The sequence below is a fragment of the Pseudomonas sp. LBUM1648 genome (genome assembly GCF_059716145.1).
On sequence record NZ_CP166808.1, the window covers coordinates 4,008,418 to 4,025,640 of the forward strand.

General features: G+C 58.1%; 10 protein-coding genes and 1 pseudogene. 10 read left to right on the plus strand and 1 reads right to left on the minus strand.

The window, feature by feature from the left end; genetic code table 11:
• The first annotated feature begins 7 nt into the window (after positions 1-7).
• The 9 genes and pseudogenes from nuoI (at position 8) to ACA043_RS18305 (ending at position 8,872) form a co-directional block, all read left to right on the plus strand.
• On the plus strand, positions 8-556 hold the full coding sequence (gene nuoI / locus ACA043_RS18265) for an NADH-quinone oxidoreductase subunit NuoI (protein WP_016987418.1): 549 nt from the start codon (positions 8-10) through the stop codon (positions 554-556).
• Between the two features lie 9 nt (positions 557-565).
• The gene (gene nuoJ, locus ACA043_RS18270) at positions 566-1,066 is read left to right on the plus strand and encodes an NADH-quinone oxidoreductase subunit J (protein ID WP_187678482.1); all 501 of its coding nucleotides are present in this window, start codon (positions 566-568) and stop codon (positions 1,064-1,066) included.
• A 3-nt stretch (positions 1,067-1,069) separates the two neighbouring features.
• Entirely contained in the window at positions 1,070-1,378 is a 309-nt protein-coding gene (nuoK, locus tag ACA043_RS18275) for an NADH-quinone oxidoreductase subunit NuoK (RefSeq protein WP_187678483.1), read from the plus strand.
• Positions 1,375-3,228, plus strand: a complete 1,854-nt coding sequence (gene nuoL / locus ACA043_RS18280; protein WP_187678484.1) for an NADH-quinone oxidoreductase subunit L — start codon at positions 1,375-1,377, stop codon at positions 3,226-3,228. The genes nuoK and nuoL overlap by 4 nt, the downstream gene beginning before the upstream one ends.
• A gap of 39 nt (positions 3,229-3,267) precedes the next feature.
• Positions 3,268-4,800 carry an NADH-quinone oxidoreductase subunit M gene (gene nuoM, locus ACA043_RS18285; RefSeq protein ID WP_187678485.1) on the plus strand — a complete coding sequence of 511 codons (1,533 nt, stop codon included), beginning with the start codon at positions 3,268-3,270 and terminating at the stop codon, positions 4,798-4,800.
• 7 nt (positions 4,801-4,807) lie between these two features.
• Complete coding sequence (gene nuoN / locus ACA043_RS18290) at positions 4,808-6,271, plus strand: NADH-quinone oxidoreductase subunit NuoN (RefSeq protein ID WP_123529219.1); 1,464 nt, start codon at positions 4,808-4,810, stop codon at positions 6,269-6,271.
• Between the two features lie 446 nt (positions 6,272-6,717).
• Positions 6,718-7,067: pseudogene (locus ACA043_RS18295) on the plus strand (toxin).
• Positions 7,057-7,371 (plus strand): helix-turn-helix domain-containing protein, encoded by a 315-nt coding sequence (locus tag ACA043_RS18300; protein WP_339432013.1) that lies wholly within the window; start codon positions 7,057-7,059, stop codon positions 7,369-7,371. The pseudogene ACA043_RS18295 and the gene ACA043_RS18300 overlap by 11 nt, the downstream one beginning before the upstream one ends.
• A gap of 175 nt (positions 7,372-7,546) precedes the next feature.
• Complete coding sequence (locus ACA043_RS18305) at positions 7,547-8,872, plus strand: OprD family porin (RefSeq protein ID WP_497657613.1); 1,326 nt, start codon at positions 7,547-7,549, stop codon at positions 8,870-8,872.
• Between the two features lie 210 nt (positions 8,873-9,082).
• On the opposite strand, the gene ACA043_RS18310 is transcribed toward ACA043_RS18305, so the two are convergent.
• A complete protein-coding gene (locus ACA043_RS18310; RefSeq protein WP_497657614.1) occupies positions 9,083-13,318 on the minus strand; it encodes a hypothetical protein in 4,236 nt (1,411 codons plus the stop codon).
• Positions 13,319-13,607: 289 nt separating this feature from the next.
• On the opposite strand from ACA043_RS18310, the gene ACA043_RS18315 reads away from it, so the two are divergent.
• Positions 13,608-17,219, plus strand: a complete 3,612-nt coding sequence (locus tag ACA043_RS18315) for a Tc toxin subunit A (RefSeq protein ID WP_497657615.1) — start codon at positions 13,608-13,610, stop codon at positions 17,217-17,219.
• The last annotated feature ends 4 nt before the right edge of the window (positions 17,220-17,223 follow it).

Sequence of the window (17,223 nt, forward strand, 5' to 3'; positions counted from 1 at the left end):
TTGACCCATGTTCAAATATATTGGCGACATCGTTAAGGGTACTGGTACCCAGTTGCGCAGCCTGGTCATGGTCTTTGGCCATGGCTTCCGCAAGCGCGACACCCTGCAATACCCGGAAGAAGCGGTCTACCTGCCACCACGCTACCGTGGTCGTATCGTCCTGACCCGCGACCCCGATGGCGAAGAGCGTTGCGTAGCCTGCAACCTGTGCGCCGTGGCTTGCCCGGTGGGTTGCATCTCGCTGCAGAAAGCTGAAACCGAAGACGGTCGCTGGTACCCGGACTTCTTCCGTATCAACTTCTCGCGCTGCATTTTCTGCGGTCTCTGCGAGGAAGCCTGTCCGACCACCGCAATCCAGCTGACCCCGGATTTCGAGATGGCCGAGTTCAAACGTCAGGATCTGGTGTACGAGAAAGAAGATCTGTTGATCTCCGGCCCCGGCAAAAACCCTGATTACAACTTCTATCGTGTTGCAGGTATGGCAATCGCTGGCAAGCCGAAAGGCGCTGCGCAGAACGAAGCCGAACCGATCAACGTGAAGAGCTTGCTGCCTTAAGGAAGAACGATGGAATTCGCTTTCTATTTCGCATCGGGTATCGCTGTTGTGTCCACGCTTCGCGTGGTCACCAACACCAACCCTGTGCACGCCCTGCTCTACCTGATCATCTCGTTGATCGCCGTGGCCATGACCTTCTTCGCACTCGGCGCACCGTTCGCCGGCGTGCTGGAAGTGATCGCCTACGCCGGCGCCATCATGGTGCTGTTCGTGTTCGTGGTGATGATGCTGAACCTGGGCCCCGCCGCCGTTCAGCAGGAACGCGTCTGGCTCAAGCCCGGTATCTGGGCGGGGCCGGTGATTCTCGCCGCCCTGCTGCTGGCCGAACTGCTGTATGTGCTGTTCGCTCACCAGAGCGGTCAGGCCATCGGCCACACCACCGTAGACGCGAAAGCCGTGGGCATCAGCCTGTTCGGCCCGTACCTGCTGGTGGTCGAACTCGCCTCGATGCTGCTGCTCGCCGCAGCCGTCACGGCGTTCCATTTGGGCCGTAACGAGGCGAAGGAGTAAGACATGCCTGCTATCCCTCTCGAGCATGGACTGGCGGTTGCCGGCATCCTGTTCTGCCTTGGTCTGGTCGGCCTGATGGTCCGCCGCAACATTTTGTTCGTGTTGATGAGTCTGGAAGTGATGATGAACGCCGCGGCACTGGCCTTCATCGTTGCAGGCGCCCGCTGGGGCCAGCCGGATGGACAGATCATGTTCATCCTGGTGATCAGCCTGGCAGCCGCCGAGGCCAGTATTGGCCTGGCGATCCTGCTGCAACTGTATCGCCGCTTCCACACGCTCGATATCGACGCTGCCAGTGAGATGCGCGGATGAACTTAATCTTTCTGACTTTCGTATTCCCTCTGATCGGTTTCCTGCTGCTGTCGTTCTCCCGTGGACGCTGGTCGGAAAACCTTTCGGCGCTGGTCGGCGTGGGTTCCATTGGCTTGTCGGCGATTGTCACCGCCTACGTCATCTGGCAATTCAACGTCGCGCCTCCCGAAGGCGGTCACTACACCCTGGTGCTTTGGCAGTGGATGGCGGTGGAAGGCTTCAAGCCTGACTTCGCCCTCTACATCGACGGCCTGTCGATCACCATGCTCGGCGTGGTGGTTGGCGTAGGTTTCCTGATCCACCTGTTCGCCTCCTGGTACATGCGCGGTGAAGCGGGTTACTCGCGCTTCTTCTCGTACACCAACCTGTTTATCGCCAGCATGCTGTTCCTGGTCCTGGGCGATAACCTGTTGTTCCTGTACTTCGGTTGGGAAGGCGTAGGCCTGTGCTCGTACCTGTTGATCGGTTTCTACTACAGCAACCGCAACAACGGTAACGCCGCACTCAAGGCCTTCATCGTGACCCGGATCGGCGACGTGTTCATGGCCATCGGCCTGTTCATCCTGTTCCAGCAAGTGGGCACGCTGAACATCCAGGAACTGCTGGTGCTGGCACCGCAGAAATTCCAGGTCGGCGATTTCTGGATCACGCTGGCGACCCTGATGCTGCTGGGCGGCGCTGTCGGTAAATCGGCACAACTGCCGCTGCAAACCTGGCTGGCAGACGCGATGGCCGGCCCTACCCCGGTTTCGGCACTGATCCACGCTGCAACCATGGTGACCGCAGGCGTTTACCTGATCGCCCGTACTCACGGCCTGTTCACCCTCGCGCCGGACATCCTGCACCTGGTCGGCATCGTCGGTGGTGTGACCCTGGTTCTGGCTGGTTTTGCGGCACTGGTACAAACCGACATCAAACGTATCCTCGCCTACTCGACCATGAGCCAGATCGGCTACATGTTCCTGGCGCTGGGCGTTGGTGCCTGGGATGGCGCGATTTTCCACCTGATGACCCACGCCTTCTTCAAGGCCCTGCTGTTCCTTGCTTCCGGTGCGGTGATCGTTGCCTGCCACCACGAGCAGAACATCTTCAAGATGGGCGGCCTGTGGAAGAAACTGCCACTGGCTTATGCCAGCTTCATCGTCGGCGGCGCGGCACTGTCTGCCCTGCCACTGGTCACCGCTGGTTTCTACTCCAAGGACGAAATCCTTTGGGAAGCGTTCGCCAGCGGCAACCACGGTCTGCTCTATGCAGGTCTGGTGGGTGCGTTCATGACGTCGCTGTACACCTTCCGCCTGATCTTCATCGCGTTCCACGGTGAAGCCAAGACCGAAGCCCACGCCGGTCACGGCATCGCTCACTGGCTGCCGCTGTCGGTGCTGATCGTGCTGTCGACTTTCGTCGGCGCCATGATCGTTCCACCGCTGCACGGCGTACTGCCTGAGAGCGTTGGCCATGCCGGTGGCGAAGCCAAGCACAGTCTGGAAATCGCGTCGGGCGCCATCGCCCTGGCCGGTATCCTGCTGGCGGCCCTGCTGTTCCTCGGCAAGCGTCGCTTCGTGACGGCAATTGCCAACAGCGGCATCGGCCGTTTCCTTTCGGCCTGGTGGTTCGCTGCCTGGGGCTTCGACTGGATCTACGACAAACTGTTCGTCAAGCCGTACCTTGCGATCAGCCACATCCTGCGCAAAGACCCGCTCGACCAGACCATCGGTCTGATCCCGCGTATGGCCAAGGGTGGTCACACTGCCCTGAGCCGCACCGAGACCGGTCAACTGCGTTGGTACGCTGCTTCGATGGCTGCTGGTGCCGTGCTGGTTATTGGCGCCATCGTGCTGGTAGCGGTCTGATATGAACCTTGCGAATTTGCGAAAGGAAACGAGCCCGTCATGATTCTGCCTTGGCTAATCCTGATCCCCTTCATCGGCGGCCTGCTGTGCTGGATGGGTGAGCGCTTCGGCGCTACCCTCCCCCGCTGGATTGCGCTGATCACCATGTCCCTGTTGCTCGCGATCGGCCTCTGGCTGTGGGCGACCGGCAACTATTCATTTGCCCCGGCGCCTGGCGCCGATCCGACCTGGGCGCTTGAGTTCAAGCACATCTGGATCGAACGATTCGGCATCAGCGTGCACCTGGCCCTCGACGGCCTGTCGCTGTTGATGATTCTGCTGACCGGTCTGCTGGGTATCTTGTCGGTACTGTGCTCGTGGAAAGAGATTCAACGTCACGTTGGCTTCTTCCACCTGAACCTGATGTGGATCCTGGGCGGCGTTGTCGGCGTGTTCCTCGCCCTCGACCTGTTCATGTTCTTCTTCTTCTGGGAAATGATGCTGGTGCCGATGTACTTCCTCATCGCGCTCTGGGGTCACAGTTCTTCGGACGGCAAGAAAACCCGGATCTACGCAGCGACCAAGTTCTTCATCTTCACTCAGGCTTCCGGCCTGATCATGCTGGTGGCGATCCTCGGTCTGGTGCTGGTCAACTTCAACAACACTGGCGTGATTACCTTCAACTACGCCGACCTGTTGAAAACCAAGATGTCGATGACCACCGAGTACATTCTGATGCTCGGCTTCTTCATCGCCTTCGCGGTCAAGCTGCCCGTCGTACCGTTCCACTCCTGGTTGCCTGACGCTCACGCCCAGGCGCCGACCGCTGGTTCCGTCGACCTCGCCGGTATCTTGCTGAAAACCGCTGCCTACGGCCTGCTGCGTTTCGCCCTGCCGCTGTTCCCGAACGCTTCGGCCGAGTTCGCGCCGATCGCCATGACCCTCGGTCTGATCGGGATCTTCTACGGTGCGTTCCTGGCGTTCGCCCAAACCGATATCAAGCGTCTGATCGCCTTCTCGTCCGTTTCCCACATGGGCTTCGTACTGATCGGCATCTACTCCGGTAGCCAACTGGCGCTGCAAGGTGCCGTGATCCAGATGCTCGCGCACGGTGTGTCGGCAGCAGCACTGTTTATCCTCAGCGGTCAGTTGTACGAGCGTCTGCACACTCGTGACATGCGTGAGATGGGCGGTCTGTGGTCGCGTATCGCTTACCTGCCGGCGATCAGCCTGTTCTTCGCAGCCGCTTCGCTGGGCTTGCCAGGCACCGGTAACTTCGTCGGCGAGTTCCTGATCCTGATCGGTTCGTTCGCCAGTTGGCCTTGGATCACCGCGATTGCCACCTCCGGTCTGGTGTTCGGTTCGGTCTACTCGCTGATCATGATCCACCGTGCGTATTTCGGTCCGTCCAAATCGGATTCGATCCTGCACGGCATGGACGCTCGCGAACTGATCATGGTGCTAGGCCTTGCGGTGCTGCTGATTTACCTCGGCGTCTACCCGCAACCGTTCCTCGACACTTCTGCCGCCACGATGCATGGCGTACAGCAGTGGCTCGGCACCGCCTTCACTCAACTCGCTTCGGCCCGGTAAGAGCGCTATGGAATTCACGATTCAACACTTTATTGCGCTTGCGCCACTGTTGATCACCAGCCTCACCATTATCGTGGTGATGCTGGCAATCGCCTGGCGCCGCAACCACTCGCAGACGTTCCTGATCTCGGTGGCCGGTCTGAACCTGGCCTTGCTGTCGATCCTGCCAGCCCTGAAAGTCGCGCCTCTGGCCGTGACCCCATTGCTGCAGATCGACACCTTTGCCTGCCTGTACATGGCGCTGATCCTGGTCGCCACCCTCGCTTGCGTCACCCTCGCCCACGCCTATCTGGGCGATGGCGGTTCGGGTTACCCGGGCAACCGTGAAGAACTGTACCTGCTGATCCTGATGGCCGCTGCCGGTGGTCTGGTTCTGGTCAGCGCGCAGCACCTGGCCGGCTTGTTCATCGGTCTGGAACTGCTGTCGGTGCCGGTCTACGGTCTGGTGGCTTACGCCTTCTTCAACAAGCGTTCGCTGGAAGCCGGTATCAAGTACATGGTGCTGTCGGCCGCCGGTTCCGCGTTCCTGCTGTTCGGTATGGCGCTGCTGTACGCAGACGCCGGTTCGCTGAGCTTCGTCGGTATTGGTCAGGCACTGGCTGCCACTGGTCTGCCTAGCCCGCTGGCACAATTGGGCCTGGGCATGATGCTGATCGGTCTGGCGTTCAAGCTGTCGCTGGTACCGTTCCACCTGTGGACGCCGGACGTGTACGAAGGTGCTCCGGCACCGGTCGCAGCGTTCCTCGCGACCGCGTCGAAAGTGGCCGTGTTTGCGGTGATGGTGCGTCTGTTCCAGATCTCCCCTGCTGCAAGCAGTGGCGTACTGAGCGACGTGCTGAGCGTGATCGCCGTCGCCTCGATCCTGTTCGGTAACCTGCTGGCCCTGACCCAGAGCAACCTCAAGCGTCTGCTCGGTTACTCGTCCATCGCGCACTTCGGCTACCTGCTGATCGCACTGGTGGCGAGCAAGGGTCTGGCGGTAGAAGCCATCGGCGTCTACCTGGTCACCTACGTGATCACCAGCCTTGGCGCGTTCGGTGTGATCACTCTGATGTCCTCGCCGTACAACGGCCGTGACGCAGACGCCCTGTACGAGTACCGCGGCCTGTTCTGGCGCCGTCCGTACCTGACCGCCGTACTGACCGTGATGATGCTGTCCCTGGCCGGTATCCCGCTGACCGCAGGCTTCATCGGCAAGTTCTACATCATCGCCACCGGTGTCGAGTCGCACCAATGGTGGCTGGTCGGGTCCTTGGTACTGGGCAGCGCCATCGGCGTCTTCTACTACCTGCGCGTGATGGTCACCCTGTACCTGATCGAGCCAAACCTGCGTCGCCACGATGCGCAACTGCACTGGGAACAGAAGGCAGGCGGCGTGATGCTGCTGGCCATCGCCCTGGTTGCGTTCTTCCTCGGCGTTTACCCGCAGCCATTGCTGACTCTGGTTCAGCAGGCGGGTCTGGCGGGCTGATTGCTCGGCTGGCTACACATGAAAACGGCACCTTCGGGTGCCGTTTTTGTTTTTGTGGGATTTAGCATCTCGAGCGCTTGCGCTGGCCTCATCGCGGGCAAGCCCGGCTCCCACAGGTTTCGATGGTTTCACAAAGTCTGTAACCACTCTGGACCATTGTGGGAGCGAGCCTGCTCGCGAAGGCGTCGGCACATTCAGCCTCTTCATACCCTGCCCCCCGTCGCTATCGCGATTCGGCGTTGGACACTGCTGCGGGATTGTTCCGACACGGCAATTGCGAAGTCTCTTCATAGATCAATCGAACGTTCTCACCACACGCGGCGATTCGTCCTACAGGTGTTTTTACGACCGGCGTCTACCGTTGAAAAAGGGACGAAAAGCAAGGCCAGGAAGCCTTGACCGATTCGATTTTCGAGACAACACTATACGTAGGTAACGTACAGAACATGGATGCTCTATTTATCGAATTACCTGTGTTTCAGAAGCACCGAGACGACTATCTGGATGACGATCTGTTTCGCAGCTTTCAACTGGAGTTGCTGAAAAATCCGGAAGCAGGCGATCTCATCGAGGACACAGGCGGGCTTCGTAAAATTCGCTTTGGCGACCAACGAAGAGGGAAAGGTAAACGCAGCGGATTACGAGTGATTTATTACTGGTGGTCAGGCTTCGATCAGTTCTGGCTCTTTACCGTCTACAACAAAAACGAGCAGGACGATCTGACGCCTGCCCAGAAAAACTTTTCAGAAAAACACTGGATAGAGAACTCAACGCGAGAAGCCACTATGAAACGTGACATTTTTTCCGAACTGATGGATGGACTCGAAGCACTGGCTGATGAACGCCAAGGCAAAATCACCTTGCGTACCCACAAGGTTCAGTTGCCAAAACTGATGCCAATCACTGCGGAGGAAGTGGTAGCCATCCGTCAGCAACTTAATCTTTCTCGGTCAGTATTCGCGATGTATCTACGCACCAACACGCGAACGCTCGAAAACTGGGAGCAAGGACGAGCAACACCCAATGCTCAGGCCACGACCCTGATCCGTCTGGTCCAGCGTTTTCCGCAGACAATCGAACAACTCGCAGCCCTGACCTGATATCCAAGGCCTTCGCTCCACCCATATGACGAAATTGTAATTCCCTCATCACCTTGGCGTTATCCGCAGCTTGCAACGATGTCACCCGGCGACCATGCCGGCGGGCGCTTGCCCGTCGAACAATAAAACCCACGCCGAAGCACGTTCCCGTTCTGCCGAACCCAAGGAGTGTTTGATGGTTAACAATACAAAAATGTCGATGGCCGCTTTAGCGGTGGTGGTCGGCTCCGGGCCGTCCATGGTGTTTGCAGAAGAAAAAGCCGAAGGCTTTATCGAAGGCAGCAGCCTGACGGTGCTCAACCGCAACTTCTACTTCAATCGTGATCACCGCAACGGCGAGTCCAGCCCGACCGGCAACGGTTATTCCGAAGCCTGGTCGCATGCGGTGATCAGCAAGTTCGAATCCGGCTTTACCCAAGGCACCGTCGGGGTCGGTGTCGATGCGTTTGCGATGATCGGCTTGAAACTCGACACCGGTGGTGGGCGCAACGGTGGCCGTAGTTCGTTTGATGTGCTGCCGGTCAACAGTGACGGCGAGGCGCGGGATGAATACACCAAGGTCGGAGGCGCCGCGAAAGTGCGGGCATTCGATACGGTGGTCAGGGTCGGCGATGTATTCCCGGCCAACCCGGTCGTGGCGGCCGGCGACTCGCGTTTGCTGCCGGAAAGCTTTCGCGGCGTGACAGCGACCAACACCAGTATTGAAGGTCTATCGGTTCAGGGCGGTCGACTGCATGCGATGAGCCAACCGGTGTCCAGCGACATGCGCGAGAACTTCGCGACCTTCTATGCCGGCCCCGTCAATTCGCCGTGGATCGCTTACGGTGGCGGCGACTATGTGCTGAACAAAAACCTCAGTTTCAGCCTGTATTCCAGCCGCCTCAAGGATGCCTGGAACCAGTACTACGCTGGCACCGCGTGGACATATCCGCTATCGGATGACGTGTCGCTGTTCGGTGGTCTGAACTATTACAAGGCTGTCGACGAAGGCAAACAACTGCTCGGGGAGTTCGACAACAACATCTGGAGCGGCCGTGCCGGGGTGAAATTCGGCGCGCATTCCTTCGCCCTCTCGCATCAGCGCAACAACGGTAACGACGACTTCGATTACCTGCGCCAGTCCGATTCGATCTTCCTCGACAACTCCATCCAGTACAGCGACTTCAACTCGCCGAAAGAACGTTCATGGATGGTGCGCTACGACCTCGACATGACCACCTACGGCGTGCCCGGTCTGTCGTTCATGACCCGTTATGCGCGCGGTACCGACGCCGACTATTCCAACGCCAACGCCGTGTACATGCGCCGCGATGGCGACGGCAATCCATTGACCGACCAGAAGCGTTGGGAGCGGAACATCGAAGTGAAATACGTGGTGCAGAGTGGTTCGTTGAAGGACATGTCGTTGCGCTTGCGCCAAGCCACCACTCGCGCCACGGCATTCGAGTCGGACCTGGATGAAGTGCGGGTGATTGTCGAGTATCCGTTGGCGATTCTCTGAGTTTACGAGCAATGCACATTCACCTTTAGAAGCTCCTTGCTCCTTTGGAAAGAGGTGAATTTTTTGGCGTCCTTTGGGGCGCCTTTTTTATGTCCGCTTGAAACGCAGTCCCCTGCAAATGCCGAAGGCTGCGAACCTTTAATCATGCCTTTAGAGATCAAGATCAAAGGCTCGCAGCCTTCGGCAACGCCTGCTGAGTGGGTATCCGGGTCAGGCACTGCTTCCGTCGTAACGATTGCGAATGGTCAAACTTGCAGATTGATCATCATTGTAATTGACGTATATCCAGCCATCTGGCCCTGTATTACGTTGCGAAGGAGTCCCGGAAATAGTGACCGTCACCGGGACGCCCCCCGCAGGCTGGCCCGTGAATGTTGACGTCGCTCGCTTGCCATACCTCCAATAACTGGCCGACCCTCCCATTTCCTGAGGGCCAAACGTTTCCGTTATCTCGACCTTGTTATGCCCCAGAGACATCGGCATTTCCGGGGACGTGAACTCCCACCCCACTAAATTCAACCGCACTGCAAAGTTGCCGCTTTTACTACTGTTGACGCAATCCAGCGACCAACTCACTCCATTCTCGTTCATTCTTTGAGGGGAACTCGGACTCACGGTCACCCCGAGGTCTGCTGCTTCCTGGGTCAACTGCAGCGTTACGGGCAGGCCAAGCAAAAGACTATTGAGTTTGGGTCGCACATTTACCGTATGCGTCGCACCCAGGCAGGGATATGCCGGTTCGCCTCCGAAAACCTGTGGGAACGTATCGAGATCGACGTCCACGAATTCAGCAAAATCTCCCGTTACCACATGCCCAGGCAATTGCCAGTCAGGCATTACCGGACTGGTCAGGTTCAAACCAAAAATTCCGCTTTGACCCTCCTCCAAAGAAATGGACCAAACCAAGGCCTGTACTTTCTCTACCACCTGCGCCGTTCCCAGCTCTGGAACAAAGGTCAGGCCATGTTCCGTAGCCCCCCATAGGTCTTGCAAGGTGACGGAAGAGCCAATCAACTTACTGCCTGCTTTGACTTCGATTTGCAGCCTTGAGGGTTTGCCTTTCACCAGAACGAGGTCACTCTTAGCCAAGCCAACGTGACGACCGTCCAGATAAAGCGTGATCTCCCGCGCCCAGTCATCGTGCAACAAGGCGTTGACCTCGTAGAGTTCGGTCATGACGACGCCGGCATTATCGTTGGTGATATCCGCCACGATTTCACTTTTGCCGGCAGTTTCAGGGGTGTAGGCATAATGCGCCCAACCGTCACGGCCGGTCTCAGTCGTCGCCAGGACATCCTGCTCACCTTTGATACGCCATTCCACCTTCACCCCTTCGGCCGCCTCCCCGCTGTCACCGGACAAAACCTGAACCCGCAACATGACACTCTGCCCGGTGCCCACCACCGGATTGCCGAGCACCGGCGTGGCATCGCCAATGCCGTAGCGGGCATCAACCACCGTGAAGGAGCGGGTTTCTGTCCAATCTGAACTGTCCCCGTCTTCTGTCTGCTGTGCCTGAATGGCGTAGTCGCCGAGGGGCCACATCTCCTTGGCGGTCCAGCGCCAGGACGTTAACCCACTGATCGTGGCAATCAGGTTCTCGGGGTCATCCTCATGACGCAAAAGTATCTGTCCTCGGGTTTCGCCTTTACCTCTGATCACGGGTGTACGCGGGACAAGTGCGGCATCCAGCGGCACCTGAATGATGGGGGTTTTCGGCAGTTCTTTTACCGTGAACAGATGCGGCTCACTCCAGTCGGACGCGGGCCCATTAGCTTTCTGTTTCACTTGGAGGCGGTTCGTCCCGGGAGTCAAAGGTGTCTGGATCGTGAACTCCAAAACGCCATCGGCGTCCGCGTTGTTCTCATGCAACGTTCCCCCGTCCTCAAGCCGCACGGTATGCAGGGCACCGGCCAGGCCGCTGACCTTGATGACCGGCCGTGTCGAGGTTTTGGCACCCGCCATCGGTAGCAGAAATTGTGGTGCTTCAGGCTTTTCCCCAACCTCCACGGTGAACGTGCACCCATCACTTGGATCGGAGTCCACAGCGTTGACGGTCTGCACGACCGTGACGGTGTTATCGCCCGGGGTCCAATCTTCCGTCGGTGTGAAGCTGCGAGTGGTACCGCTGGCGCTGAAGCTGCCAGCAACCGTAGTGCCTGCCTCGTTCAGCATTTGCAGGGTGACTGCACCGGACCAAACGTCGGTAATGTTCAGCACCTCTCTCGCCGCCGCCGGCCTGGGTGGCGGGCTGATCGTCGGCTTCGGTGGCTTTATTTTGAAGTTGATGACCGCACTGTCATCAGAGGTCTGCCCTGCTACCGTTTGCCTCGCGTGAACAACCTTCGGACCTGGCGTCCAGGGCCAGCGGTTTATCCAACTCGTGCCCGTTACCTCGGTAGCACCAAGGTCAGTTCCGCCACTCCATACCTTCACCGTAGCGCCGGGCTCACAGGTGCCCGTCACCTCTACCGCAACATGGCTTTCACCCTCTTTAGGGGTCGTGATGTGCGGCGCCAAAGGTTTAACCACGACGGACACCAGATTGCTGGGATCCGAAGCCACGGCGTTCACCGTCTGTACGACCTTGACCGTGGTGGTGCCGAATGCCCAATTCGCCGTCGGAGTGAAGGTACGGGTGGTTCCGCTGGCGCTGAAGGTGCCCGCAACCGGTGTGCCTGCCTCAATCAGCATTTGCAGGGTGACAGCACCGGACCAAACGTCGGTAATGCTCAGCTCCTGTTTCGCGGCCGCCGGATTGGGTGTCGGACTGATCGTCGGCTTCGGTGGCTTTATTTTAAAGTTGATGACCGCACTGTCATCAGAGGTCTGCCCTGCTACCGTTTGCCTCGCGTGAACAACCTTAGGACCTGGTGTCCAGGGCCAGCGGTTTATCCAACTCGTGCCCGTTACCTCGGTAGCGCCAAGGTCAGTTCCGCCACTCCATACCTTCACCGTAGCGCCAGGCTCACAGGTGCCCGTCACCTCTACGGCAACATGGCTTTCACCCTCTTTAGGGGTCGTGATGTGCGGCGCCAAAGGTTTAACCACGACGGACACCAGATTGCTGGGATCCGAAGCCACAGCGTTCACCGTCTGTACGACCTTGACCGTGGTGGTGCCAAATGCCCAATTCGCCGTCGGTGTGAAGGTGCGGGTGGTTCCGCTGGCGCTGAAGGTGCCCGCAACCGGTGTGCCTGCCTCAGTCAGCATCTGCAGGGTGACTGCACCGGACCAAACGTCGGTAATGCTCAGCTCCTGTTTCGCGGCCGCCGGGTTGGGTGTCGGACTGATCGTCGGTTTCGGTGGCTTTATTTTGAAGTTGATGACCGTACTGTCATCAGAGGTCTGCCCTGCTACCGTTTGCCTCGCGTGAACAACCTTCGGACCTGGCGTCCAGGGCCAGCGGTTTTTCCAACTCGTGCCCGTTACCTCGGTAGCACCAAGGTCAGTACCGACACTCCATACCTTCACCGTAGCGCCGGGCTCACAGGTGCCCGCCACCTCTACGGCAACATGGCTTTCACCCTCTTTAGGGGTCGTGATGTGCGGCGCCAAGGGTTTAACCACGACGGACACCAGATTGCTGGGATCCGAAGCCACAGCGTTCACCGTCTGTACGACTTTGACCGTGGTGGTGCCGAATGCCCAATTCGCCGTCGGTGTGAAGGTGCGGGTGGTTCCGCTGGCGCTGAAGGTGCCCGCAACCGGTGTGTTCGCACCGGTGAACATTTGCAGGGTAGGAGCATCAGGCCAAACGCCGGCAATAGTCAGCACCTGTTTCGCCCCCGCCGGGGTGGGTGGCGGATTGATCGTCGGCTGAGGGGCCTTGGTGTAGAACGTTCGTATACCGGTCAGGCCGGATTCCTCTCCGTTCAACGTCTGCTTCATCCGGAACTGATGTCTGCCAGGCGCCCATGAGTAGTTGTATGCCCATTCAGTCACGTTCACATAGACATCTGCCTCCGGTGGGTTGCCGTTGATGAATATCGCCGTTACTTTCGCCCCTGCCACGCAGGTTCCGTTGAGCTGACCGGCTCCGATGTGCGAGAAGCCTTCTGCCGGAGCGCGAATCTCCGGCAGGGGCGGGGGTGCTTGAATTATTCTAAAAACACGACTGGTAGCCCACGGACTGTATATCGTAGTGAGTAAGTCCCGGTATTCAATCTTGAAGTAAAGATTCTCTCCAACGGGTAATTCATCGGGCACTACGAATTCAATAAAAGCGATACCAGGTCCACCGTCGTATCTTTTCAATCGGCCACTTTGGCCGACCTTGAAGAAATCCAGATTCCACTTGGAGTGAGGCCGCGGCGATGTGATTGCATGAACATTAAATCGACGACTGACAACACTTGCGGTAGGCGCAGTAATAATGGGTGTTGGAACTAAGAATTTCCCCGACAGTTCGTCTTTATTGTCTTCAACTTCATTTTCGTCAGACATGATTTATCTCCTGGAATGCGCAGCCTCATCGCGCGATATCCTCCCGTTCTACCTCCAAAAAAGAACGGCGACACCTGTCAAACCTGACAGTCCCGACGAACGAACGCGGATTATTTGCCCTTTCGATAAAGAAATAAAAAACATAAAAACCATATTAATTTGTTCTAAAGATACGCTATTCACCTGTCAGGTCTGACAGGTTACGTCGCCCCTGTTTATCGTTAGCGTGATCCTGCCGGGCATTGCATTAGTCGATGCCTTCCCTTTTTCTGGCAGGAGAATCACCGTCATGGCCGATGACAACAATTCACTGATGACCTCACTCGTCAAGACTGAAGGTTCGTTGAAAAAGGGACGGAGCGATTTTGCATCGGCCATGCAAAAAATGGCGTTCACGTCAGTCTTCGACATCATTCGCCTGCCCAAAACCGCATTTGCGCGGCAACTTGCCAAACACAGTGACGCCGACGCCGACCTCGCCTACGACAACGCCATGGGCTACGCCACGCTGATTGCGCGCCTGTACCGTGAATACCAAACTTCTTCCGGCACGTTCCAGCAACTCGCCCAACGCAGTGGCGTTCGCGCGCTCATTCCGTTGGGGCCGACTTTTCCCAATCTGTTCAAGGAAAACTGGGATAAGTTCTGCAAGGTCGGCGCCCTCGCCGCCATCGATTCGCCAGTGGCCTACCTGAGCACGCTACGGGCGTTCATTCAGGAGCTGGAAGGCACCAGCACCGACTCAAAACGCATCTTGCTGGATCACCGCCGCCCGGACCTGAAGGATCTGTTGATCACCCACGAAAGCACCTTTACCCCAAAACCGATGCTGGAAATTGTCAATGAGGTGCTGGGGAGTAACTTGCGCATTTACCTGGATGGCAATCCCACCGACCGCACCAAGTCCACCCATCAGGTATTGGCCGAGCGGCGCTATCCCTTCGAGCTGCCCTACAACTTCTATCACCATCAATGCCAATTGGGTTTGGCTGACAAGAAACCCCAACTGGGGGAGTTGAATTACCGAGCCAGCCTGGTGCTGCCGATTGGGCAGAAGGCAACCAACCAATTTGGCCAAGTGTACGAGCAGCCGGTGCTGCAAGCGCAACGGTTATTGTCCGGGTTGAGTCCACAGCAACAGGCATTGCTGATCGAACCCTCGGTATTCAGCAATTTTTATCTGACGCGTAATGAGTTGATTAATGGCTGGAGGAGCGCCGGGAGCACCTACCTGGGTTCCCACACGCCAATGCGAGAGTGTTTTTCATTGCCCCCGGGGCAGGACGACGTCGGTGCCGCAGATCCCCAGGCGAATATTCCTGTCGATGTTACGGCCGGCACCAACACGGTGCCCGTGACCTTTAAAAAGGACGGCGCAACAGTAATTCCCGAGGTGAAACTGTCACTGGGTTCTGCCACACCTGCAGACGCTAACGGAGTATGGCTGCTGAACGCTATGCACCTCCCCGGCGAGCGCACCATCACTTCATTCATCCAAGCCAAGGACCCCCTTCCAGAGCCAGAGGAGAGCGGCTACACCGCCCACTTCAATCTGATCACCACCACGGGCACCGACGTCGCGCCGATAAGTCTGGCTAGCCAGCGCGTCACCCTCACCCTCGATGAGCAGTACATCCTGACGGCGCCAGAACAGGCGTTTTTCAAACAGTCCTACGGTGTCGACGTCACACACGACTCGCCACTTTGGACCTTGGCCATGCTGACCGACTTTATGGCGCACACCGGCCTGAACGCCGAACAGGTGGAAATGCTCCTGGCTCGACGTACATACGCGGTGCGCCTGTCCCCCAACTGCCCAAGCCTGAACCCGCAACATGCCGGTGTGGTGATCGGTGGCATTGTCGGCAAGGTTTTGCCCTTTCCCCACCCGAACCACTATGGCGCCTGCTACGTCAATGGCACCGGCACGGGCGCGGACCTATATGACAGTGAACAAGGCCCGACGCCCGAATCCATCATGCGCGATCAATTCGACAATGCCATGGGGCTGGAGCAAGTCTGGCTGGGCGAGTCCAGGCAGTGGCGCCTGACCAAGACCTCACTCAATCGACTGGATCGCCTGCAACGCATGGTCCGCCTGCAACGCTGGAGCCAGATCCCCTTCGCACAACTGGACACGTTGATCATCAGCGCTATGCGGGCCGAGGGCGATGCCAATCTTGCAATGGAGCTCAATGAAAACACCTTGCGCGCAATCGGCATCTACCGCCATCTGAACCAGCGTCACGGTATTGATCCCCAGGAATTCGCGGCGCTGATGCACGATCTCTCGCCCTATGCCAATAGCCAGGATGAGGTGCCGTTGTTTGACCAAGTGTTCAACACGGTAAAACTGTTCGACACCCCGCTGATCCTTGATCAAACGGAAATCGATCTTTCCACCACTCATGCGGCTACGCAGAAAACCCTGCTGCAATTGTGTGCCGGCCTCGGCCTGCAACCGACCGCAGATTCTCTGCTGCTGATTGTCAAACAGACCCAAAAACACCTGGGCGGGCTCAAACGCGACTTGCCCACCGTCTCGTCACTTTACCGTCAGGCGCGGATCGCCCGGCTCTTCGGTTACTCGGTCGCCGACCTGTTGACGCTGACGGGGTTGCTCGGTGGTCAACGCTACAAGACTGCGCTGGCCAGCGGCCGCTTGAGTCCACGGACGACACCTGCGGAGCCGGACATTCTTGATGTGCTGATGCAACTGGACTGGGCTGTTGACTGGCTCAAGGACAGCCAACAGACGGTTGCGCAATTGCAGCAGCGTTTAGGTCCGGATGTCCCCTTGGCGGCTGAAGGTCTGGATGACATCCCGCCAACGCGAGTGGCTGAACCCGCAGCCCTGCCCGACGATCTGCTCAGCCGATTGACCCGGTTGTGTGAGGACACAGACCGAAGCGTTGTGACCAAGGAGCAAGTAAATTCGCTGGGCCTGCCTCTTGTCGACGATGGCACAACCAACCCGGCACAACTCGAATGGTTCGAGTTACTGATCAGCCACAAACTGCTTGATGATGGGGGACTGTTACCAGGCCTTGAGCGTTCACTGAGCCTGGTGGACGCGCCGATCACCTGGCTTCAGGCAGGGGTTGATGACCTGCTCAAACTGCTCAAGCTGACAGAGCCGGTCAAAGAAATGTGCGCAGCGAAACTCGTCGAGCTTTTACTCGGCGCGCACGACCGGCAAACACAGTTGCTTGAAGGGCTGTTTCAGGAAACCACCAAGCTGCCGCCGGAGCGCTGCGTTGCCGTCATCCACTGGGCGCATTCCTCGGTTTACAGCATTTTGCTGGAAGCCCTTGAGCGAGAAGTCAACCCGGCACTGATCGAGCATTTCCAGCGTGTGTCGCGCCATGCCGAGATCGCCGTGCAATTGCGGTTGAGCAACAGCGCATTGCGCCTGTTCCTGATCAATCCGGCCTGGCTGAGCGCAGACCTGTACCCGGCGAGTAGCAGCGAACCCTCGCTCAGCGACCTCTATCTGTTCGAACGTTTCAGTCATTGGTTCCACGGCCAAAGCCAATCGGAAGACAGCCTGTTGAGCTATTTCAGTTGCGCCAACCCGGCCAAGGCCAAGCTGAAAAACAAAGCCCTGCGCCAGGTCGCCAGCGAAACAGCCAACGCTGCCTTGGCCCGGTTGCTGGAATGGTCGGAGGTGGAAATCGCTGCGCTGACCGGCACCCTCAGCGAAAAACGTGCCTGCTCGATGGCAGAAGTGGATTGGGTACGTCGCTGCCACGCGACCTGCCTGTCCAGCGGACTGTCCGCCACGGCGCTGCTGCAAGCCACCGGGCTGAATGATCAAAGCACGCTGGATGCCTGGAAAACCGTAGGTGACGCGGTCATGGCCGCCCGCCCTGCCTCAGCCTCATCACCTGCCAATGGTTAAGGAA

What these genes read in the sequence shown, in the direction of transcription:
- nuoJ (WP_187678482.1), top strand. Translation starts at nt 566, where the DNA reads ATGGAATTCGCTTTCTATTTCGCATCGGGTATCGCTGTTGTGTCCACG.
- ACA043_RS18315 (WP_497657615.1), top strand. Translation starts at nt 13,608, where the DNA reads ATGGCCGATGACAACAATTCACTGATGACCTCACTCGTCAAGACTGAA.
- nuoL (WP_187678484.1), top strand. Translation starts at nt 1,375, where the DNA reads ATGAACTTAATCTTTCTGACTTTCGTATTCCCTCTGATCGGTTTCCTG.
- nuoI (WP_016987418.1), top strand. Translation starts at nt 8, where the DNA reads ATGTTCAAATATATTGGCGACATCGTTAAGGGTACTGGTACCCAGTTG.
- nuoM (WP_187678485.1), top strand. Translation starts at nt 3,268, where the DNA reads ATGATTCTGCCTTGGCTAATCCTGATCCCCTTCATCGGCGGCCTGCTG.
- nuoK (WP_187678483.1), top strand. Translation starts at nt 1,070, where the DNA reads ATGCCTGCTATCCCTCTCGAGCATGGACTGGCGGTTGCCGGCATCCTG.
- ACA043_RS18305 (WP_497657613.1), top strand. Translation starts at nt 7,547, where the DNA reads ATGGTTAACAATACAAAAATGTCGATGGCCGCTTTAGCGGTGGTGGTC.
- ACA043_RS18300 (WP_339432013.1), top strand. Translation starts at nt 7,057, where the DNA reads ATGAAACGTGACATTTTTTCCGAACTGATGGATGGACTCGAAGCACTG.
- nuoN (WP_123529219.1), top strand. Translation starts at nt 4,808, where the DNA reads ATGGAATTCACGATTCAACACTTTATTGCGCTTGCGCCACTGTTGATC.
- ACA043_RS18310 (WP_497657614.1), bottom strand. Translation starts at nt 13,318, where the DNA reads ATGTCTGACGAAAATGAAGTTGAAGACAATAAAGACGAACTGTCGGGG.